This window comes from Modestobacter marinus, from assembly GCF_011758655.1.
GTDB lineage: Bacteria > Actinomycetota > Actinomycetes > Mycobacteriales > Geodermatophilaceae > Modestobacter > Modestobacter marinus.
On the sequence record NZ_JAAMPA010000001.1, the window covers coordinates 2,349,885 to 2,369,571 of the forward strand.

General features: G+C 76.7%; 15 protein-coding genes. 12 read left to right on the plus strand and 3 right to left on the minus strand.

Translation table 11 applies throughout. The annotated features are described in order from the left end of the window. Positions 1–26: 26 nt before the first annotated feature. Together FB380_RS11175 and FB380_RS11180 are read right to left on the minus strand one after the other, a co-directional pair. Positions 27–257, minus strand: coding sequence for a DUF3107 domain-containing protein (locus FB380_RS11175; protein WP_036340369.1), 231 nt, complete (start codon positions 255–257; stop codon positions 27–29). 101 nt (positions 258–358) lie between these two features. Beyond that, positions 359–1,024 carry a TetR/AcrR family transcriptional regulator gene (locus FB380_RS11180; protein ID WP_229682113.1) on the minus strand — a complete coding sequence of 222 codons (666 nt, stop codon included), beginning with the start codon at positions 1,022–1,024 and terminating at the stop codon, positions 359–361. A gap of 93 nt (positions 1,025–1,117) precedes the next feature. Between FB380_RS11180 and FB380_RS11185 the strand changes: the two genes are divergently transcribed. The 10 genes from FB380_RS11185 (at position 1,118) to FB380_RS11230 (ending at position 16,224) form a co-directional block, all read left to right on the plus strand. Continuing rightward, positions 1,118–2,158 carry an alpha/beta fold hydrolase gene (locus FB380_RS11185; protein ID WP_166755110.1) on the plus strand — a complete coding sequence of 347 codons (1,041 nt, stop codon included), beginning with the start codon at positions 1,118–1,120 and terminating at the stop codon, positions 2,156–2,158. 75 nt (positions 2,159–2,233) lie between these two features. Then, entirely contained in the window at positions 2,234–3,133 is a 900-nt protein-coding gene (locus FB380_RS11190; protein WP_229682112.1) for a DUF3152 domain-containing protein, read from the plus strand. A gap of 156 nt (positions 3,134–3,289) precedes the next feature. After that, on the plus strand, positions 3,290–4,225 hold the full coding sequence (locus FB380_RS11195) for an ABC transporter ATP-binding protein (protein WP_166755111.1): 936 nt from the start codon (positions 3,290–3,292) through the stop codon (positions 4,223–4,225). Next, complete coding sequence (locus tag FB380_RS11200; RefSeq protein ID WP_166755112.1) at positions 4,222–5,865, plus strand: polyketide antibiotic transporter; 1,644 nt, start codon at positions 4,222–4,224, stop codon at positions 5,863–5,865. Before FB380_RS11195 ends, FB380_RS11200 begins: the two co-directional genes overlap by 4 nt. 111 nt (positions 5,866–5,976) lie before the next feature. After that, positions 5,977–7,137: an adenylyltransferase/sulfurtransferase MoeZ gene (gene moeZ / locus FB380_RS11205; RefSeq protein WP_166755113.1), complete on the plus strand. Its 1,161-nt coding sequence runs from the start codon at positions 5,977–5,979 to the stop codon at positions 7,135–7,137. 114 nt (positions 7,138–7,251) lie between these two features. After that, positions 7,252–7,839, plus strand: a complete 588-nt coding sequence (locus FB380_RS11210; RefSeq protein WP_166755114.1) for a TIGR03086 family metal-binding protein — start codon at positions 7,252–7,254, stop codon at positions 7,837–7,839. A gap of 607 nt (positions 7,840–8,446) precedes the next feature. Beyond that, a complete protein-coding gene (locus FB380_RS11215; RefSeq protein ID WP_166755115.1) occupies positions 8,447–9,070 on the plus strand; it encodes a hypothetical protein in 624 nt (207 codons plus the stop codon). Between the two features lie 10 nt (positions 9,071–9,080). Next, entirely contained in the window at positions 9,081–9,416 is a 336-nt protein-coding gene (locus FB380_RS11220; protein ID WP_229682111.1) for an MGMT family protein, read from the plus strand. Positions 9,417–9,478: 62 nt separating this feature from the next. After that, positions 9,479–12,727 (plus strand): ATP-dependent helicase, encoded by a 3,249-nt coding sequence (locus tag FB380_RS11225; RefSeq protein WP_229682110.1) that lies wholly within the window; start codon positions 9,479–9,481, stop codon positions 12,725–12,727. Then, positions 12,724–16,224, plus strand: coding sequence for an ATP-dependent helicase (locus FB380_RS11230; RefSeq protein ID WP_229682109.1), 3,501 nt, complete (start codon positions 12,724–12,726; stop codon positions 16,222–16,224). The genes FB380_RS11225 and FB380_RS11230 overlap by 4 nt, the downstream gene beginning before the upstream one ends. A gap of 130 nt (positions 16,225–16,354) precedes the next feature. On the opposite strand, the gene FB380_RS11240 is transcribed toward FB380_RS11230, so the two are convergent. Further along, a complete protein-coding gene (locus FB380_RS11240; RefSeq protein WP_166755117.1) occupies positions 16,355–17,215 on the minus strand; it encodes an alpha/beta fold hydrolase in 861 nt (286 codons plus the stop codon). 61 nt (positions 17,216–17,276) lie between these two features. Here FB380_RS11240 and FB380_RS11245 point away from each other — a divergent pair, with 61 nt between their 5' ends. Further along, positions 17,277–18,698, plus strand: coding sequence for a M20/M25/M40 family metallo-hydrolase (locus tag FB380_RS11245; RefSeq protein WP_166755118.1), 1,422 nt, complete (start codon positions 17,277–17,279; stop codon positions 18,696–18,698). A 22-nt stretch (positions 18,699–18,720) separates the two neighbouring features. Continuing rightward, the gene (locus FB380_RS11250) at positions 18,721–19,641 is read left to right on the plus strand and encodes a DUF2510 domain-containing protein (RefSeq protein WP_166755119.1); all 921 of its coding nucleotides are present in this window, start codon (positions 18,721–18,723) and stop codon (positions 19,639–19,641) included. Positions 19,642–19,687 lie beyond the last annotated feature (46 nt).

Consider the following 19,687-nt stretch of genomic DNA (forward strand, 5'->3'; position numbering starts at 1 on the left):
CGGCGGTGGTGCGGTGGTGCGGTCGTTCAGCTGCTGATGAAGCCCACCCGGCGCTGGTCGGCCTCGGCGATCTCGACGTAGGCGATCCGGTCGGTCGGGACGACGATGCGCCGGCCGCGCTCGTCCACCAGCGTGAGCAGGCCGTCCTTGGACCCGGTCATGGCCTTGGACACCTCGGCCGCGATCTCGTCCGGGCTCTTGGGGCTGTCGATGACCAGCTCGCGGGGGGAGTGTTGGACACCGATCTTTACTTCCACGCGGGGATGCCTCCTCAGGTCCGGCTACTGGCCTCCCACGCTAGTCCAGCCCCCCGGGAGGCAGCCGGTCCAACCGGTCAGCCGTCAGCGAACGGCGGAGCTCAGTCGGCGTCCTCGCGCAGCGGGAAGCCCGACATGCCGCGCCAGCCCAGGGACGACGCGAGGGACACGGCCTCGTCGCGGGACAGGGTGCCCTTGCGGGCCAGCCACCACCGCGCGCTCGTCTCGGCCAGCCCGGTCATCCCCGCGGACAGCAGCAGCGCCCGCTCCGGGTCCGCGCCGGTCTCCATCGCGATGACCTCGGCGATCGCCTCGATGCACTGCCGGGCGCCGCGGTCGGCGATCCGCCGGACGTCGGGGTCGTTGCGCAGGTCGGACTCGAACACCAGCCGGAACGCCTCGCCGTCGGCGTCCACGAAGTCGAAGTAGGCACCCACCGCGCCGTCGACCCGCTCGCGGTTGGACTCCGTGCCCGCCATGGCCTCGCGGACCCGGTCGGTGAGCTCGTCGACCTGCTGTTCCAGCAGCGCCAGGTAGAGCTCCCGCTTGCCCGGGAAGTGCTGGTAGAGCACCGGCTTGCTGACCCCGGCCCGATCGGCGATGTCGTCCATCGCCGCGGCGTGGAACCCCTGGGCGACGAAGACGTCCTGCGCGGCCCGCAGCAGCTGCAGCCGCCGGGCACCCCGCGGCAGGCGCGCGGTGCGCGGGGCGGGGGTGCGGGGGGCAGCCGGCGGCGGAGGCGCGGGCGCGGGTCGGCTGGGTCGCATGGCCCGGCGATGTTACCGGCGCGTCGTGCCGACGGCGTCCCACCCCGGCCGGGCACGGCAGGACCGACACCCCGGTGTTCTACCGTCGGGTAGGTGAACGACGCCCGGCTGTCCTCGGTGCCGCTGCCGCGGCCCGGTGCCCTCCTCCCGCCCTGGCCCGGTGCGATGGTGCCGATCACCGGCGGGGAGGTCTTCGTCCGGCACACGCCCTGGTGCGGCCCGCTGCCGGGCAGCGACCCGGCCGAGGGGGAGGCGCCGCACGAGCGGGCGCTCTACGTGCACGGCCTGGGCGGCGCCTCGACCAACTGGACCGACCTGGCCGCGTTGCTGGCCGTCCGGTTCGACGGCTGGGCCCTGGACCTGCCCGGGTTCGGCCAGTCGGCCCCGCCGCCGCGCTACTCCATCCACCGGCACGTGCAGGCCGTCGTCGACGTCCTGGAGTGGATCGTCGCCCGGCCCGGCCCCGGGCAGGGGCGTCCGGTGCACCTGGTGGGCAACTCGCTCGGCGGCCTGGTCAGCGTCTGGGTCGCCGCCCGCCGTCCGGACCTGGTCGCCACCCTCACCCTGATCTCCGCCGCCATGCCGGTCTACCGGGTGCCGGCGGCGTTCGACCGGGCGATCGCGCTGGTGCTGCTGCCCGGCGTGCCTGCGCTCGCCGAACGGCGGCTGGCCGGCGCCAGCCCGGAGCAGCGCGTCCGCGGCCTGCTGCAGATGTGCTTCGGCGACCCGGGCCGGGTGCCACCGGAGCGCGTCGCCGAGGCGGTGGAGGAGACCCGGCGGCGGGACGCCCAGCCCTGGGCGGGCCAGGCGCTCACCCGCAGCCTGCGCGGCCTGATGAGCTCCTACCTGCGGGTGGGCCGGGCGAACGCCTGGCGGATGGCCCGGTCGGTGCGGGCGCCGTCCCTGGTGGTCTGGGGTGACCGGGACAAGCTGGTCGACCCCGAGCTCGCGCCGCGGCTGGCCGAGGTGCTCCCCGACGCCCGGTTGCAGGTGCAGGCCGGCATCGGGCACCTGGCGATGCTGGAGGCCCCGGAGCCCACCGCCCGGGCGGTGCTCGGTCTGGCCGAGGACGCCGCCGGTGTCCGCGCGACCGACCCCGTCGGCGGTGCCGACCTCCCGGCCGGGCAGGTGTGACCGGGCGTCCCGGAACGGCGCCGCGCCCGGACGGCGTCCGCCCTGGGACCGGTGTGGCGTGAGAGCCTGGCCGCCGTGACGAGCCCGGGACCCCGTCCGTCCGGACGACGTCCGGCAGGGGAGCCGCTGGTCGCGCGCCGCGCCCCGACCGGACGCCCCACCGTGCTGCCGCGCGGCCGGTTCCGCCGGTTCGTCCGCCGGTACGGCTGGCGCGCCTACGCCGTCCCGGTGCTGGCCGTCGCGACCCTCCTGGCCCTCATCGACGTCGTCCGGCCCGGCGGCGGGGAGGGCCCCACCTCCACGGCCTCGGCCGAGGCCGTGGAGACGTCCGCGCCGACCACGCCACCGGTCGTCGACGTCGAGGACGTCCCGGCCGGGGTGCCGAGCACACCGGCACCGCCGCCGGGGGAGACCGCACCCGCCGCACCGGCCTACGTCGAGCAGGGTGCCGGGAGCGTCAGCGTGGTCGACGGCACGTCCGGGGTGTACGGCACCGGGCCGCTGGAGCGCTTCGTCGTGGAGGTCGAGGACGGCATCGACGTCGACGGCGCCGCGTTCGCCGCCGCGGTCGAGGCCACCCTCGGCGACCCCCGGTCCTGGGGCGGCAACGGCGGGCTGTCCTTCCAGCGGGTGGGTGCCGCCGAGGCCGCGGCCGGTGCCTACGAGTTCCGGGTCAGCCTGATCAGCCCGGGCAGCATGGAGATCTACTGCCCCGGCGTCGGCACCAACGGCTACACGTCCTGCCGCTACGGCGAGCGCGCGGTGGTCAACCTGGCCCGCTGGGAGACCGCCGTCCCCGAGTACGGCGGTGACGTCGCCACCTACCGGCAGTACGTGGTCAACCACGAGGTCGGGCACGTCCTGGGCCACGGCCACGAGCCGTGCCCGGGCCCGGGGCAGCCGGCCCCGGTGATGCAGCAGCAGACCCTCGGCCTGCAGGGCTGCCAGAAGAACGCCTGGCCGCTGCCCTCCTGATCGTCCGGCTCACCCCTCGGTCCGGGGCGGCGCTGGGTCCCGGAGAGGCCGTGCCGGGACCCGTTCCGGCGCGGCTGCGGCGGGTCTAGGGTCACTGCCGGTGCGCCGGGAAGCCTGGTCGGCAGTCGTGTTCCCGACTGCGATCGGAGGGCTCCGATGCCCGCCTCTGCCCCTGCCGTGCCCGCACTGCGCGCCGAGCACCTGAGCAAGCGCTTCTCCCGGACCGTCGCCGTGGACGACCTCTCCCTGGCGGTGCCACCCGGGGAGGTCTTCGGCTTCCTCGGTCCGAACGGCGCCGGCAAGTCCACGACGATCCGGCTGGTGCTCGGGCTGCTGCGCCCCTCCGGTGGCCACGTGGAGGTGTTCGGCGTCCCGGCGCACGACGTCGGCCGGGCCCACCGCCAGCTGGCCCACGTCCCCGCGGACGTCGCGCTCTGGCCGGCGCTGACCGGGCGGGAGTGCCTGGACCTGCTCGCCGCCGTCGGCCCGGGCACCGACCTGGCCTACCGGGCCGAGCTCGTCGAGCGGTTCGCCCTCGACCCGGACCGGCGGGCCCGCACCTACTCCACCGGCAACCGGCAGAAGGTCGCCCTGGTCGCCGCCTTCGCCACCCGCGCCCCGCTGCTGGTCCTGGACGAGCCGACCAGCGGCCTGGACCCGCTGATGGAGCGGGAGTTCCGCCGCTGCGTGACCGAGGCGGCCGCGCGCGGGCAGACGGTGTTCCTCAGCTCGCACCAGCTCGCCGAGGTCGAGGCCGTCTGCTCCCGGGTGGGCATCCTGCGCCAGGGCCGGCTGGTGGAGGTCGCCGGGCTGCACGAGCTGCGGCGGCTGCGCCGCTCGGAGATCAGCGTCACCCTGGCTCGTCCTGCTGCCGCGGGAGCCGGCCTGACCGGGGTCGACGGCGTCGCCGACCTGCGGTGGACGTCGCCGCTCGAGCTGACGATGACGCTGGCCGGCCCGCCCGCCCCGGTGCTGCGCGCGCTGGCCGGCCTGGACGTCGTCGCCCTCGACGTGCGCGAGCCCAGCCTCGAGGAGCTCTTCCTCGACTTCTACGGCGACGACCGGTCCACCGGCGCGGAGGTGCGGGCATGACCACCGGCACCGCGCCCGCCCCCACGGCGTCCGCTGCCGGGTGGACGCCGGAGCCCGGCCCGGCCGGTCGGGCGGTCACCGCCCTGGCCGCCCGGTCGGTCCGTCGCGGCGCCGTCCTGGTCACCGGCGTCGCCGCCGGGATGCCTGCGCTGGTCGCCGTCCAGCACCGGCAGCTGGACCAGGACCTGGCCGGGGCCTCGCTGGCGGCGCTCGCGGAGAACCCGGCCATCCGCACCCTGTTCGGCCCGCCGGTCGCGCTCGGGGACCCCGGCGGGTTCACCGTGTGGCGCACCGGGACGGCGGTCGCGGTGCTCGTCGGCGTCTGGGCGGCGCTCGCGGCGACCCGGGTGACCCGGGGCGAGGAGGAGGCCGGTCGCTGGGACCTGCTGCTGGGCGGAAGGCTGCGGCTGCCGGCCGTGCTGCTGCGCCACCTGGTGGTCCTGCTGGGCGCGGCCGCGCTCGTCGGCGCCGCGACCGCCGCCGGCCTGGTGCTGGCCGGCACCGCCACGACCGGTGCCCTGCTGTTCGGCGCGCTCATCGGCGGCACCGGCATGGTGGGCGCCGCGCTGGGCGCGCTCGCCGCCCAGCTGCTGGCCGAGCGCCGGGTCGCCGCCGGCCTGGCGGTGGGGCTGCTGCTGGCCGGCCTGCTGACCCGGATGGTCGCCGACGGGGTGCCTGCGCTCGGCTGGCTGCACTGGCTGAGCCCGTTCGGCCTGCTGGGTCGCAGCGCTCCCTTCGCCGCCGACCGGGTGCTGCCGCTGGTCGTGCTGGCCGCTGCCGTCGCCGTCCTGGTCGCGGCGGCGCTGGCGGTCTCCACCCGGCGGGACGTCGGCAGCGGTCCCTGGCGCCGGCCCGGCACCGTCCGGCCCGGTGCCCGGCCGCTGCGCTCCCTGCCCGCGCTGGCGGCCCGGCACACCGGCCGGCCGGTGCTCGGCTGGGGCGCGGCGGTGGTGGCCTACTTCCTGCTCATCGGGCTGCTGGCCACCACGATGACCGACTTCCTGAGCGAGAACCCGCGCTTCGCGGAGCTGGCCGCCCGGGCCGGCTTCGCCGAGCTGGGCAGCGTGCGCGGCTACGTGGCCTCGCTGTTCACCCTGCTGGCAGTGCCGGTCGGTGGGTTCGTCGCCAGCCGGGTCGCGGCCACGGCGACCGACGAGGTCGCCGGTCGGCTGACGCTGCTGTACTCGCTGCCGGTGCGCCGGGTCCGCTGGCTGGCCACCGAGCTGACCGGGGTGGCGACCGGCGCCGTCCTGCTCACCGTGGCGGCCGGTCTGGCGACCTGGCTGGGCGCCACCTGGGTCGGGGCCGACCTGCCCATGGGCGCGGCGCTGACCGGGGTGCTCAACGTGCTGCCGGTCGTCGCGGTGTGCCTCGGGGCGGCGGTCGCGGCGCTGGCGTGGGCGCCGTCCGCCGTCCTGCCACTGGGGGTGCTGCCCGCAGCCGGCGGCTACCTGCTGCTGGTGCTCGCCGACACCCTGGCCTGGCCGGCCTGGGTCCGCGGCCTGTCGCCGTTCGCGCACGTCGCCGCCGTGCCGGCCGGGCCCGTGGACGTGCCCGGGCTGGCCGGGCTGCTGGTGGTCGCCGCGGTGCTGACCGTCGCGGGCCTGGCCGGGTACCGCCGCCGCGACCTGCGCGGATGACCCCCGGGCCGCGACCGGGAAGAGCACGGCGTGGAACGCTGTTGGGCAGAGCAGGACACCGGCCTCTGGAGCCGGTCAGCCCTGTGACCACAGCCGTGTGAGGAGCGCTCCGTGCAGTTGCCACCCCTGGTGGAGCCCGCCACCGACCTGTCGATCGACGAGGTCCGCCGCTACAGCCGTCACCTGATCATCCCCGACGTCGGGATGGACGGGCAGAAGCGGCTCAAGAACGCCAAGGTGCTGGCCGTCGGCGCCGGCGGCCTCGGCTCCCCGGTGCTCATGTACCTGGCCGCGGCCGGTGTCGGCACGCTCGGCATCGTCGAGTTCGACACCGTCGACGAGTCGAACCTGCAGCGCCAGATCATCCACGGGCAGTCCGACGTCGGCCGGTCCAAGGCCGAGAGCGCCCGCGACTCGATCAAGGAGATCAACCCGCTGGTCGACGTGCGGCTGCACGAGACCCGGCTGGACTCCTCGAACGTCGAGGAGATCTTCAGCCAGTACGACCTGATCGTCGACGGCACCGACAACTTCGCCACCCGCTACCTGGTGAACGACGCCTGCGTGCTGCTGGACAAGCCCTACGTGTGGGGCTCGATCTACCGGTTCGACGGCCAGGTCTCGGTCTTCTGGAACGAGCACGGGCCCAACTACCGCGACCTCTACCCGGTGCCGCCGCCGCCCGGGATGGTCCCCTCCTGCGCCGAGGGCGGTGTCCTGGGCGTGCTCTGCGCGACCATCGGCGCCATCCAGGCCACGGAGGCGGTCAAGCTCATCACCGGCATCGGCGAGACGCTGCTCGGCCGGCTGATGGTCTACGACGCCCTGGAGATGACCTTCCGCGAGATCAAGGTCCGCAAGGACCCGGAGGGCGAGCCGATCACCGGCCTCATCGACTACGAGGCGTTCTGCGGTGTCGTGTCCGAGGAGGCCCAGGAGGCCGCCGCGGGTTCGACGATCACCGTCGACGAGCTCAAGGACATGATGGACGCCGGCAAGGACTTCGAGCTGATCGACGTCCGGGAGCCCAACGAGTACGAGATCGTCTCCATCCCGGGCGCGAAGCTGATCCCCAAGGACGAGATCCTGTCCGGCCGGGCGCTGGCGCAGCTGCCGCAGGACAAGCCGATCGTGCTGCACTGCAAGACCGGCGTCCGTTCCGCCGAGGCGCTCGCCGCGGTCAAGAACGCCGGCTTCAAGGACGCCGTGCACGTGCAGGGCGGCGTGACGGCGTGGGCGACCCGGATCGACAAGGCGCTCCCCACCTACTGAAAGGACCCCTTCGCCCCCCGACCCACGCTCCGCGCGGGTCGGGACCCTGCGAAGGGGCCGGACAGAGGCCCCCACTCCGTGCCGGAGTGGGGGCCTCTGCGTTCTACTGGGGGCATGCCCGACCCACGCCGTGCCGACCTGCTCATGCGGTACCAGCGCGCCCAGGCGCAGTTCACCGACCGGGTGGACGCCGTCGAGCCCGGCGAGTGGGACGCCCCCGCGCTGCCGGAGTGGAGCGTCGTGGACCTGGTCGCCCACCTGACCGGCGAGCAGCTGTGGGTCCCGCTGCTGCTGGCCGGCGAGTCACCGGACGTCGTCGGCCGCCAGGTCCCGACCGACCCGGCCGAACTGCTGGGCGGGGACCCGCTGTCGGCCTGGGAGTCCGCGGCCGACGCCGCGCTGACCGCCTGGGCCGCCGACGACGTGCTGTCCCGGACCGTGCAGCTGTCCTCCGGCCCCGCCCCGGCCGGCGACTACCTGACCGAGATGACCGTCGACCTCACTGTGCACGCCTGGGACCTTGCCCGGGCGGTCGGCGGGGACACCGCCCTGGACCCCGAGCTCGTGGCCGAGGCCTTCCGGTACGCCGAGGAGCACCTGGGCGAGGACGGCGTGCCGGGGGTGTTCGACGCCCCGGTCGAGGTGCCGCCGGGCGCGGACCTGCAGACCCGTCTGCTGGCCCGGTTCGGCCGCCGCGCCTGACCGGCCCCTGCGCCTGACCGACGTCTGTGGACGCCCGGACGTGTGGACACGCGGTCCGGGCGGGACACCTGCCGCCTAGGCTGCCCGACACAGCCGAGCCGGAGGTCCCACGATGAGCCAGCCACCCCCGGGGCCGCCCCCGCAAGGCCCGGACGGGTCGTCGCCGTCGGACGGCCGCCCGCCGCAGGGCGGTGGCTGGGGTCAGCCCGGGGGTTGGGGTCAGCAGCCCGGCTGGTCCGGAGGGTGGGGTCAGCAGCCCGGCCGGTCCGGTGGCTGGGGTCAGCAACCCGGCTGGTCCGGAGGGTGGGGTCAGCAGCCCGGGCAGTCCGGTGGCTGGGGTCAGCAGCCCGACCGGTCCGGAGGGTGGGGTCAGCAGCCTGGGCAGCCCGATGACTGGGGTCAGCCGCCCGGCGGGTACGGCCCCCCACCCGGCCCCGGGGGCTGGGGTGCGCCCCGCCCGCCCGGTCACGGCGACCAGCCCACCCAGGTCGGCGGGTTCGGCGGCCCCGGCCGGGACCACCCCGCTGGGTCGAGTGCCGCCGGTGGTGGCGGCGACCGCGGCAGGCGCACCACGGTCCTCGCCATCGTCGCGGCGCTGCTGCTGCTCGTGGTGGTCGCGGTCGTCCTCACGCTGACCCTGACCGGGGACGACGAGGGCCCCGTCCCGACGGCCGCCGGGACGGGCTCGCCGGGCTCCTCGGCCGCATCGTCCTCCGCGTCCGCGCCGTCCTCCCCGGCGTCGTCCGCATCGACGTCCACCCCGGCGTCGTCCGCGCCACCGGCGCCGGCTCCAGACGAGCTGCTGGCGCACCTGCCCAGCGACTTCACCGACTGCCAGGAGCGGGCGCTCTACGGCGACGGTGACCTCACGGCGGCGGAGTGCGGGCCCGCGCTCACCCAGCCCGGCCCGGCCGGCGCGGTGTACCACCGGTACCCGGACGTGCCCACGCTGGACGCGGTGTTCGCCTCCGACGTCGCCGACCTCGGGCTCAGCGAGTGGTCCGGGGACGAGGACTGCTCGACCACCACGGGCTACGGCGAGTGGACCTACCCCAGCGGCGTCACCGGTGGCCTGGTGGCCTGCGCCCTGCTCCCCGACGGCGACGCGGTCATCGTCTGGACCGACGACGAGTACCTGGTCGAGGGCGCGGTCCACGCCCCCGGGACCACGCAGGACGAGGTCGCCGCCCTGTACGAGTGGTGGACCCTCAACAGCGACTTCACCGGCTGAGGCGGGCACCGTGCCAGCCCCCGGACCCGTGCCGGCACCCGGACCGCAGCCGCCTGCGGCAGAGGACGTCGACGAGGCCGTCTATGACGTGGTCGAGGCGATCCCGCCGGGGCGGGTGAGCACCTACGGCGCCATCGGGCGGCTGGTCGGGGTCGGACCGCGCCGGGTCGCCCGGGCGCTGTCCACCGGCGGTGCGGCCGTGCCCTGGCACCGGGTCGTGCGCGCCGACGGGACGGCGGCCGAGCCGGTCCGGGTGCGGCAGCTGGAGCTGCTGGCCGGGGAGGGCGTGCCGCTGCGCGGATCGCGGGTCGACCTGGCCGCCGTGGGCTGGCCGGACGACGCCTGAGCGCGACTGTCGTACCCCCGTGGTCTCATCGGGGTGTGCGGGGGGAAGCGGGGAGTACAGCGGTGGTCACGGCGGAGCCGTCGGTCGGTTCCGGGCCGGTGTACCGGCTGGTGCAGCCGGAGCCGGCGCCGGTGGTCCGCCCGCAGCTCGACCCGACGCAGCAGGCGGTGGTCGACCACCGGGGCGGTCCGCTGCTGGTCCTGGCCGGGCCCGGCACCGGGAAGACGACCACGATCGTCGAGGCGGTCGCCGCGCGGATCGACGCCGGCGCCGACCCCGAGCGGCTGCTGGTGCTCACCTTCAGCCGCAAGGCCGCCGCCGAGCTGCGCACCCGGATCACCGCCCGGGTCGGGCGCACCATCCGGGAGCCGGTGGCCCGCACCTTCCACTCCTACGCCTTCGGGGTGCTGCGCCGGGCCGCCGTGCTGCGCGGTGAGCCGGCACCGCGGCTGCTGACCTCCGCCGAGCAGGACGCCGTGCTCGCCGAGCTGCTGCGCGGGGACGCCGACGAGGAGGGCGCCGTCCGCTGGCCCGCCGACCTGGCCGCCGCGCTGGGCACCGACGGCTTCCGCGACGAGCTGCGCGAGCTGCTGCTGCGGGCCACCGAGCGCGGGATCGACAGCCGGCGGCTGTCCGCCTGGGGGCGTGAGCGCGGGCTGCCGCACTGGGAGGCGGCCGCGGACTTCCTCCGGCAGTACCAGGACGTCTCCTGGTTCGCCACGGTCGCCCGCGGCGGGGCCTCCGGCTACGACCCGGCCGAGCTGGTCCGCACCGCCATCGACGAGCTGCACGACGACCCGGAGCTGCTGCGCACCGAGCGCGAGCGGGCCGGCTGGCTGTTCGTCGACGAGTACCAGGACACCGACCCGGCGCAGGTCGAGCTGGTCGAGCTGCTCGCCGGGGGCGGGGGCGACCTGGTCGTCGTCGGCGACCCCGACCAGGCGATCTACGCGTTCCGCGGCGCCGAGCCGCGCGGGATCATCGACTTCCCCAGCCGCTTCCGGCACCGCGACGGCCGCCCGGCCGACCGGCTCTCCCTCGGCGTCTGCCGCCGCTCGGGCACCGAGCTGCTCGCGGTCAGCCGGCGCGTCGCCGAGGGGCTGCCCGGGCCGTGGGAGCACCGCCGGCTGCAGGCCGGCGAGCACACCGACCCCGGCACCGCCGAGGTGCACGTCTTCGACTCCCCGTCCACGGAGGCGGCCTTCCTCGCCGACACGATGCGCCGCGCGCACCTGCTGGACGGCGTGCCGTGGTCGCAGATGGCGGTCGTGGTCCGGTCGGCCACCGCCGGCCTCGGCCCGGTGCGGCGGGCGCTGAGCCAGGCCGGGGTGCCGGTCGCCGTCTCTGCCGACGACGTCGCGCTCGCCGCGCAGCCCGCCGTCCAGCCGTTGCTGGCCGCGCTCACCGCACTGCTGCCGGCGCCGGTCGCTGCGCCGGCAGCCGCTCCCGACGCCGGCGCCGGCCCGGAGGTGCCGACCGAGACCGGGCTGGACGAGCCGGGCGCCGAGGCGCTGCTCGCGTCCCCGCTGGGCGGGGCGACCGTGCTGGACCTGCGGCGGCTGCGCCGCGCCGTCCGCCGGGAGCTGGCCACCCGGGGGGAGGACCCGGCGGTCCGCGGGGCGCCGCTGGCGTCGGTGCTGGCCGACGCCACCCTGCTCGACGCCCTGCCCGAGCACCTGGCCCGGCCGGCGCTGCGGGTGGCCCGGGTGATGTCGGCCGGCCGGCTCTCGCTGGCGGCCGACGGCAGCGCCGAGGACGTCCTGTGGGCGATGTGGCAGGCCAGTGGGCTGGCCAACCGGTGGGCGCGGGCCAGCGCGGCCGGCGGCCCGTCGGGTGCGGTGGCCGACCGCGACCTGGACGCCGTCGTCTCGCTGTTCGACGCCGCGGCCGGCTTCGTCGACCGCCTCCCGCACGCCACCGTCGCGGCGTTCGTGCAGCACCTCGGCGCGCAGCAGCTGCCCGGCGACAGCGGAGCGGCGCGGGCGCCGATGGGGGAGACGGTCCGCTTGCTCACCGCCCACGCGGCCAAGGGCCTGGAGTGGGACCTGGTCTGCGTCGCCGGGGTGCAGGAAGGGGTGTGGCCCGACCTGCGCACCCGGGCCAGCCTGCTCGGCGCCGAGGACCTGGTCGACGCCGCCGGGGGCACCGACCCGGCCACCCTGGACCGGCGCACCCAGGCGATGGCCGAGGAGCGACGGCTGTTCTACGTGGCCTGCACCCGGGCCCGCCGCCGGCTGCTGGTCACCGCCGTCGACGGCGCGCTGGACGGCGGTGACGCCGGGGCGACCGCCTCGCGCTTCCTGGACCTCGTGGCGCCGGCGCCGGCCGACGGGGACGGCGCCCGGCCGCACACCCCGCTGCCCCGGCAGCTGACCCTCCCCGCGCTCGTCGCCGAGCTGCGCCGCCACCTCACCGACCCGCACACTCCGCCGGCCCGCCGGGCCAGCGCCGCCGCCGTGCTGCGCCGGCTGGCCGAGGAGCGGGTGCCCGGGGCCGATCCGGCCGGCTGGTGGGGGCTGGCCCCGCTCTCCGACGACGCGCCCCTGGTCGATCCGGCCGAGGTGGTGCCCGTGCGGCCCTCGGCGATCGACACCTTCCAGCGGTGCCCACTGCGCTGGGTGCTCGGCGCGGTCGGCGCGGAGGCGGCCCCGGAGGCCACCCGCACCGTCGGGTCCGCGGTGCACGACGTGGCCCAGCAGGTGGCCGAGGGTCTGCCGCCGGCCGACGCCCCCGCCGTCCTGGACGCCGAGCTCGATGGCCTGGACCTGGGGCCGGGCTGGTTCGACCAGCGCCAGCGGGAACGGGCCCAGGAGATGCTGACCAAGTTCCTGGCCTGGCACGCCCGCGCCGACCGGGAGCTGGTCGCGGCGGAGGAGGACTTCGACGTCACCGTCGGCCGGGCCCGGCTCCGCGGGCAGGTCGACCGGCTGGAGCGCGACGCCGAGGGCCGGCTGGTCGTCGTGGACCTCAAGACCGGCAAGACCGCCCCCCGGGCGGTGGAGGAGCACGGGCAGCTGGCGGCCTACCAGCTCGCCGTCACCGAGGGCGCCTTCGCCGGGCACGGCACCGCCACCGGCGGGGCGGCGCTGCTGCAGGTCGGCGGCTCGCAGAAGGCGGCCAAGGAGCACGTGCAGCCGCCGCTGCCCCCCGACGTCGACCCGCGGGAGAGCTGGGCGGGCGAGCTGATCGCCGAGGTCGGTGAGGGCATGGGGGCGGGGGAGTTCGTGGCGCGCACCGACACCGACTGCGAGCGGTGCGCCTTCCGCCGCAGCTGCCCGATGCAGGAGTCCGGCCGGCAGGTGACCCGATGACGCCTTCTGCCGGCTCTCCCCGGCCCCCTTCCGGGTCCCCCCGCGAGTTCGCGAGCGGAGCGGAGGACGGGGTCCTCCAACAGCTGAGCCTCGACCTGCCGGGCATGGTGCCGGTCCTCGCCCCGGAGCCGCCGCGGCTGCTCACCCCTGCCGAGACCGCGGCCCGCAGCGGCGTCGGCCACTCGCCGTCGGCGGAGCAGGCCGGCGTGGTCGCCGCGCCGGTCGACCGGCCGCTGGTGGTGGTCGCCGGTGCCGGATCGGGGAAGACCGAGACGATGGCCGCCCGGGTCGCCTGGCTGGTCGCCAACCAGCTCGTCGCCCCGGAGGCGGTGCTGGGCCTGACGTTCACCCGCAAGGCCGCCAGCGAGCTCAACGCCCGGGTGCGCAAGCGGCTGGCCGCGCTCGCCGAGCACCCGGACACCGACCCGGCGCTCCGGGAGCGGCTCGCCGTGGCGGCACCGACGGTGGCGACCTACCACGGCTACGCGGCCAGCATCGTCGCCGAGCACGGGCTGCGGATCGGCGTCGAGCCCGGGTCCGGCGTGCTGGGGCCGGCCATGTGCTGGGGCCAGGCGGCGACCGCGGTCGCCGCGCACACCGGCGACATGAGCGACGTGGCCCTCGGCCTGGTCACCACCACCGAGGACGTGCTGCAGCTCGCCGCCGAGCTCGGGGAGCACGACATCACCCCCGACGCCCTGCGGGCCTGGACGGCGCGGCTGGAGTCCCAGCTGCGCGGTTACCCCGATGCCGGCCGCAAGAAGGGCCCGTACGCGGAGGTGCTCAAGCTGCTGGCCCGGCAGCGGGCCCGGGTCGCCCTGCTGCCGATGGTCGAGGCGTTCCAGGCGCGCAAGCGGGCGGCCGGGGCCATCGACTACGCCGACCAGGTGTCCCTGGCCGCCCGGGTGGCGGTCGGCTCCGCCGAGGTGGGCCGCCGCGAGCGCGCGCGGTGGCGGGTCGTGCTGCTCGACGAGTACCAGGACACCAGCGTCGGCCAGCTGCGCATGCTGGAGGCGCTGTTCGGCGGTCCGGGCGGGCACCCGGTGCTGGCCGTCGGCGACCCGCGCCAGTCCATCTACGGCTGGCGGGGCGCCTCGGCCGGCACGATCGAGCGGTTCGCCCGCACCTTCCCCGGCACCCCCGAGCGCCCGGCCGAGCGGCTCACGCTGTCCACCAGCTGGCGCAACGACCGGGCGGTGCTGGCGGTGGCCAACACGGTGGCCGCCGCGCTGCCCGAGCCCGAGCAGCCGCTGCCGGACCTCCAGCCCTCGCCGGTCGCCGGCGCCGGCGCGGTGCACTGCGGGCTGTACGAGACCGTCGCCGAGGAGACCGAGGCGCTCGCCGACCGGCTCGCTGCCTGCTGGCACGGCAGGAGTGCGGCTGGGGATCGTGACGAGGAGGGCCCGGAGGGTCCCGCGCAGGAGCGACGCAGCGGCTCCGCGCAGCTGGGGGACGGCTCCTGGTCGCGGGGCCGTCCGGAGGACGGCAGTGCGCACCGGCCGACGATCGCCGTGCTCGCCCGGCGCCGGGCCCAGCTGCCCGGCATCGCCGCCGCGTTGCGCGCCCGCGGCCTGCCGGTGGAGGTCGTCGGGCTGGGTGGGCTGCTCGACGTCCCCGAGGTCTCCGACGTGGTGGCCACCCTGCGGGTGCTGGTCGACCCGAGCGCCGGCGACGCGCTGGGCCGGCTGCTCACCGGCGCCCGCTGGCGGATCGGGCCGCGCGACCTGGCCGCGCTGGAGGCCCGCTCCCGGGCGCTGGTGCGGGAGCGCCGCACGCCGTCCCCCGAGCCGGTCGAGGAAGGCACCCCGCCGGCGGCCGGCGCCCCGGCGAGCCCGGCCCCGCCGCGGGAGCGCGGCAGCATCGTCGAGGCGCTCGACGACCTCGGCCGCCCGGATGCCTACTCGCCCGAGGGGCACCGGCGGCTGCGGCGGCTGGCCGGCGAGCTGTCCGGGCTGCGGTCCCGGCTGGGGGAGTCGCTGCCCGACCTGGTCGACGAGGTGGTCCGCAGCCTCGGCCTGGAGACCGAGCTGGCCAGCCACCCGGACGTGACCCCCGGCGGTGCCCGCACCCACCTGGACGCGCTGCACGAGGTCGCCGCCGAGTTCTCCGAGCTCGCCGAGCTGCCCTCGCTGCCGGCCTTCCTCGGCTACCTCGCCGACGCCGAGGTGCGCGAGCGCGGCCTGGAGCCGGGGGAGGTGGCGGTCAACCCGGAGGCGGTCCAGCTGCTCACCGGCCACTCGGCCAAGGGCCTGGAGTGGGACGTCGTCGCGGTGCCCGGGATGACCGTGGGCCAGTTCCCCGCGAAGGGGGACGCCTCGGACTCCTGGATCCGCGACCCCGGCGCCGTCCCGGTCGACCTGCGGGCCACCGACCGCGCCGAGCTGCCCCGGCTGCACCTGCCGGTCCCCGGCTCCGGCGACCAGGCCGCGGTCCGGGACGCGCTGGAGGACTACGTCGAGGAGTGGAAGGACTTCGGCCTGGCCGAGGAGATCCGGCTCGGCTACGTGGCGGTGACCCGCGCCAAGCACCTGCTGCTGTGCTCGGGCAGCTGGTGGCGCGACGGCAAGACCGTCTGCGGCCCGTCGTCGCTGCTGCTGGCGGTCAAGGGCGCCTGCGAGGACGGCGCCGGGGTCGTCGACGCGTGGGCGCCGCCGCCGGCCGACGACGCGGAGAACCCCGCGCTGGCCGAGTGGCCGGTGGGCGTGTGGCCGGCCGACCCGCTGTCGGCCGGCCGCCGGCGGTCGCTCTCCGCCGCCGCCGAGCTGATCGCCGGCACCGAGCCGCACCCGCTGACCACCGAGGCGCTCGGCGCGACCGACGACCCGCTGGTCGCCGAGTGGCTGCGGGACGCCGACCTGCTGCTGCGCGAGCGGGCCGCCCACTCCCGCGGCACCGTCGACGTCCCGCTCCCCGCGCACCTGTCGGTGTCCGCGCTGGTCGCGCTGCGACGGGACCCCGGTGAGCTGGCCCGCCGGCTGCGCCGGCCGATGCCGGCCGCGCCGGCGCCGCTGGCGCGGCGGGGCACCGCCTTCCACGCCTGGCTGGAGGAGCGCTTCGGTGCCGCCCGGTTGATCGACCTCGACGAGCTGCCCGGGAGCGGTGACGCGGGCGCGGCGCCTGATGCCGCGCTCACCGCCCTGCAGGAGGCGTTCCTCGCCGGCGAGTGGGCCGACCGCCAGCCGGTGGACGTCGAGGCGCCGTTCGAGACGCCGCTGGGGCCGCTCACCCTGCGCGGCCGGATCGACGCCGTCTACGCCACCCCCGACGGCGGCTACGAGGTCATCGACTGGAAGACCGGCCCGGTGCCGGGAGCCGCCGAGCTCGCTGCCGCCGGCGTCCAGCTGGCCGCGTACCGGCTGGGCTGGTCCCGGCTGACCGGCGTGCCGGTGGAGCGGGTCAGCGCCGGCTTCCACCACGTCGCCGCCGGGGTCACCCTGCGCCCGGTCGACCTGCTCGACGAGGAGGGCCTGCTCGCGCTGGTCACCGGCACCGACTGAGCGCCCGGCTCCCGGACGGTGCTCGGCTCGCGGGTGGTGCCCGGCTCGCGGGTGGTGCTCGGCTCGCGGGTGGTGCTCGGCTCGCGGGTGGTGCTCGGCTCGCGGACGGTGCTCGGCTCGCGGGTGGTGCTCAGCTGGTGGGTGCGGCGACCGCGCCCCGGGCGATCCGGTCCAGCACCGCCCGGGCGAGGTCCTCGGGGGCCTGCTCCGGGATCCAGTGGGTGACCCCGGGCAGCTCCACGAACCGGTAGTCGCCGGTGACCTGGTCGGCGCAGGCCTCGGCGGCGGTCCGGCCCACCGCGACGTCGCCGTCGCTCCACACGTACGTGGTCGGCACCTCCACCGGGTCGACCCGGGTGGCCGAGCTCATCGCCCGGTACCAGTTCAGTGCCGCGGTCAGGGCACCCGGCGCCGACAGCTGCCGCACGTAGACGTCCACCGCCTCGGCGGGGACGCCCGGTGCGTCGAGCATCCGCCGCAGCCGCCGGGCGTCGTCGGCCAGCAGCACCTCCTCGGCCTTGCCGGCCTGCCAGAAGAGCTTGATGTAGGCCGAGCGCTCCTTCTGCTCCGGATCGGCGCGGAAGGCCAGCGTGTAGGCGGTCGGGTGCGGCACGGAGACGGCGGTCAGGGTGCGGACCCGGTCCGGGTGCCACCCGGCCAGGCCCCAGGCCACGTTGGCGCCCCAGTCGTGCCCGACGACGTCGGCGACCGGCACGTCCAGGGCGGTCATCAGGTCCGCGGTCACCTGCACCAGGTTGGTCAGCGCATAGGCGTCTGTCTCCCCGGGGCGGGCGCCGGGGGAGTAGCCCAGCTGGTCGGGGGCGTAGGTGCGCAGCCCGGCCTCGGCGAGCAGCGGCGTGACCGCCGACCAGCTCAGCGACGTCTCCGGGAAGCCGTGCAGCAGCAGCACGGGCGGGCCGTCCACCGGCCCGTCGGTCCGGACGTCGAAGGTCAGGTCGCCCACGTCCACCTGCAGCATCCCCACGGCCATGCAGGCAACCTAGCCCGGCACCCGGCCGGTCGCGTGCGCGCGGCGGGATACCGTCCACGGCGTGAGCAGCTCCGCCGAACGCGACTTCGTGACCGCCCACCTCGACGACCTCCACGCCGACCTCGACGCCTGGCTGCGGATCCCGTCGATCTCGGCCGACCCGGCGCACGCCGGCGACGTCGCCGCCAGTGCTGACTGGCTGGCCGACGCGCTGCGCCGCACCGGGTTCCCGACCGTGGAGATCTGGCCGACCGAGGGTGCCCCGGCCGTCTTCGCCGAGTGGCCCTCCGCCGACGCGGGGGCGCCGGTCGCCCTGGTCTACGGCCACCACGACGTCCAGCCGGTCGACCCGCTGGAGCTGTGGGACCGCCCGCCGTTCGAGCCCACCCGGGTCGAGGGCCCCGACGGCCCGGAGCTGCACGCCCGTGGCGCCATCGACGACAAGGGCAACGTCGCCTTCCACCTGCTCGGCATGCGCGCCCACCTGGCCGCCACCGGCCGGGACACCCCCGCCGTCACGGTGAAGCTGCTCATCGAGGGGGAGGAGGAGTCCGGCTCGCCGTACTTCGCCGACCTGCTGCGCGCGCACGCCGACCGGCTGGCCTGCGACGTCGTGGTGGTCAGCGACACCGGCATGGCCGCCCCCGACGTGCCGAGCGCCGTCACCGCCATGCGCGGCCTGGCCGACGCCGAGATCACCCTCCGCGGGCCCGCCGTCGACCTGCACTCCGGTTCCTTCGGTGGCGCGGTGCCCAACCCGCTGCACGCGATGGCCGAGCTGCTGGCCTCGCTGCACGACGAGTCCGGGCGGGTCACCCTGCCCGGGTTCTACGACAAGGTGCGCCCGCTGACCGACCGCGAGCGCGAGCTGATGGGCCGGGTGCCCTTCGACGAGCAGGCGTGGCTGGCCGGCCCGGCCGCCTCCCGGGTGGCCACCGGCGAGGCCGGCTTCAGCACCCTGGAGCGGGTCGGTGCCCGCCCGACCGCGGAGGTCAACGGCATGTGGGGCGGCTACACCGGCCCCGGCCACAAGACGATCGTCCCCGCCGAGGCGCACGCCAAGGTGACCTTCCGGCTCGTTGCCGACCAGGTGCCGGCCGACCTCGGCGAGCAGGTGCGCGCCTGGGTGCAGGCGAACACCCCGGCCGGCATCGAGGCCGACGTGCACGTGCCGCCCGGCGGCGTCGCCCCGTGCCGCAGCGACATCGACCACCCGGCCATGGACGCGCTGCTGCGCTCCATCGCCCAGGCCTTCGACACCGACGCCGACCAAGTGCTGTTCACCCGCGAGGGCGGCAGCGGCCCGGAGGCCGACCTGGCCGGCATCCTCGGCGCCCCGCTGCTGTTCCTCGGCGCCGGGCTGCCCACCGACCGGATCCACTCGCCGAACGAGCGGGTGCTGCTGCCGATGCTGTACCGCGGCGCCGAGGCAACCGCCCACCTGTGGCGCGAGCTGGCCACCGTCCCGTTCCCGGCGCGCTGAGCACGACCGGGGAGCGCCGAGGATGAGCGGCCCGGGCCCCGGGCTCGCGGGGCCGGTCGGCCAGGGCAGCGCGCCGGCGCCGGGCTGGTACCCCGATCCGGACGGCGCCGCGGAGCTCGTCCGCTGGTGGAACGGGGTGACCTGGTCCGACGTCACCACCCCGGCCGGACCGGGGGTCAGCGTCGGCCGGCCGTTCGAGGCCCCGCCGGTGCAGGCCCCGTCGTCCTCCTGGGACTCCTGGGAGAGCCCCGAGCCGGCCCGGCCGCGCCGCAGCCCGCTGCTGCTCGGGCTGGGCGGGTTCCTGCTGGTGCTCGTGCTGGTGCTGGCCGGTCTGCTGGTCCGGGGCTCCGGGCCGGCGCCGGAGCCGGCCGGCCAGGCGCCGCTGACCGAGGCCGCCCCTGCGCCCGGCCGGGAGTTCCCGCCCGGGACGGTCCGGATCATCGACGAGGCGGCCGGCATCTCCTACCCCTTCCTCGGCGACGGCTGGCTCGAGTGGGACCGCGGCGTGCAGTTGGAGACGGTCGCGGTCGCCGGCCAGTACTTCGTCACCCAGGACGACCTGCCGGGCGCGGGCGAGGTGTTCATCGCCCAGTGCACCTCCGGGCCGCTCGTCCCCTCCTACGGCTGGTCCGGGCCCGACACCCTGCAGTCCACGGCCACCGCCGTGGCCGACTCGGTGCGCACCCGGTACTACCCGGAGCCCAACGAGCGGACCGTCCGCCGGGACGAGGCGGTGACCGTCGACGGTGCTCCCGCCTGGCTCGTCGAGTTCGACCTGACCTGGGACGCCGAGGGCTACGACGCGAGCGGCGAGCGGGCCGCGCTGCTGCTGGTCGACGTCGGCCGGCCCGCACTCGCCCTGCTGTACCTGTCCATCCCCAACACGCACGCCGAGCTGTACGGGGCCATCGACCGGGTGCTCGCCGACGTCCAGGTGCTGTGAGGGTGCCGACCGTGGTGCCCGGTGTGCTCGTGCTCTGGCTGCACCG